Genomic DNA, 1,676 nt, shown 5'->3' on the forward strand with positions numbered 1-1,676 from the left:
GATCAAGACAGTGAAGAACGCTATGAAATACGATATAGAGGAGTTTGTGGTGGAAGCCGGAAAACCAGTGAAAATCATCTTTGATAACCCTGACTTCATGCAGCATAACTTACTAATTATTCAGCCCGGCACTACTGAAACTGTAGGTGCCGCCGCCGATAAGCTAGCCACCGACCCGCAGGGAGGCGAAAAACAGTATATCCCGGATATGCCGGAAGTACTGTTCGCTACCGAATTGGTAGACCCCGAGCAAACCGTAGAGCTTACATTTATCGCCCCCAACCAACTTGGCGAGTATCCCTTTCTGTGTACCTTCCCCGGCCACTGGCGCATTATGCAGGGCACCATGAAAGTGGTTGAAGCGAAAGCAATTTAAAACAAATGACTGAATTAGAGAATGATTGAATGAATGAGATACTTGTTACGAATTACCGATCTAAGTTCCCATGTCAATAAGCTAGTTGTCTATTATTTTAAGGTCACACTCGATCACTCAAATATTCTCTCATTCAACTATTCAATCATTATCTTATTATGATCACCTTTGGCGTTAGCACCTGGCTCTGGACCTCTCCTTTTACAACCGATACCGTAACACTCTTTCCTAAGATTAAAGCAATGGGCTACGATGCGGTAGAGATACCAGTAGAGTACCCCGAACTGATCGATGGTGCTAAGGTAAAGGCGGCTTTGAATGAGCACAGTTTAGCACCCATCGTATGTGCTGCCTTCGGTCCTACCCGCGACCTCACGCACGACGACCCCGCTGTACATCAGGCTTGTTTTGACTACATTGAGCAGTGTTTCGCACTCTGCAATCAGTGGGAGGCCTCTTTTGTAGCCGGACCAATGTACTCAGCAGTAGGTAAAGCCCGGATGATCCCGGACGAACAGCGGAAAGTAGAGTGGAATCGGGCGGTAGAAAATTTGCAGAAGGTCTGCCAACTGGCTCAGCAGCGTGGAGTCAAGATTGCATTAGAGCCTCTCAATCGTTTTGAAACCGATCTGATTAATACGGCTAGCGATGTCCGGCAATTGGTGAATGATATTAACCACCCGGCCGCGGGCGTACTGCTGGATGGCTTTCATATGGGCATTGAGGAGCCGAACATAGAACAGGCGATTGCCACAGTGGGCGATAAACTAATTCACGTGCAGGTATCCGAAAACTACCGAGGAACTCCCGGCACCGGACAGTTTCGCTGGGATGATTTGAAGAGAGGCCTACAACAAGTAGATTATCAGGGCTGTATCTCTATTGAAAGCTTTACTCCTGAAATAAAGGAGCTGGCCGGAGCCGTTTGCATTTGGCGGCACTTAGCCGAAGACCAAGATACTTTTGCCTCGAATGGATTAGCCTTTTTGAAGCAATTATTTGTCTGAACTTTTCAGGTTAAGCAGAAAGGAATATCTTGCTATTAGAAAACTAACCTAACAACTATGAGCAACCAAAAGATTAATATCGCAATTATCGGACTAGGCTTCGGGGCCGAATTTATTCCTATCTACCAGCATCATCCTAACGCCAATATGTACGCCATTTGCCAGCGGACACAATCCAAACTAGATGAAATTGGCGATGCCTCTAATATCAAAAAGCGTTACACCGACTACGATGAACTGCTGAACGACCCGAATGTTGATGCGGTGCATATCAACACTCCTATTCCCGATCA

At 46.4% G+C, this 1,676-nt stretch carries 3 protein-coding genes; all 3 read left to right on the forward strand.

Annotated elements, in window-relative coordinates:
• Nucleotides 1–376: plastocyanin/azurin family copper-binding protein (locus tag WBA23_RS25390; protein ID WP_424585081.1), on the forward strand; the 376-nt coding region annotated here is incomplete at its 5' end.
• Nucleotides 377–534: 158 nt separating this feature from the next.
• The gene (locus WBA23_RS25395; RefSeq protein WP_424585082.1) at nucleotides 535–1,383 is read left to right on the forward strand and encodes a sugar phosphate isomerase/epimerase family protein; all 849 of its coding nucleotides are present in this window, start codon (nucleotides 535–537) and stop codon (nucleotides 1,381–1,383) included.
• Between the two features lie 57 nt (nucleotides 1,384–1,440).
• Nucleotides 1,441–1,676, forward strand: a 236-nt coding sequence (locus tag WBA23_RS25400) for a Gfo/Idh/MocA family protein (RefSeq protein ID WP_424585083.1), incomplete at its 3' end; no start/stop codon positions are given.

Source organism: Tunicatimonas sp. (genome assembly GCF_049647865.1).
Lineage (GTDB): Bacteria > Bacteroidota > Bacteroidia > Cytophagales > Cyclobacteriaceae > Tunicatimonas.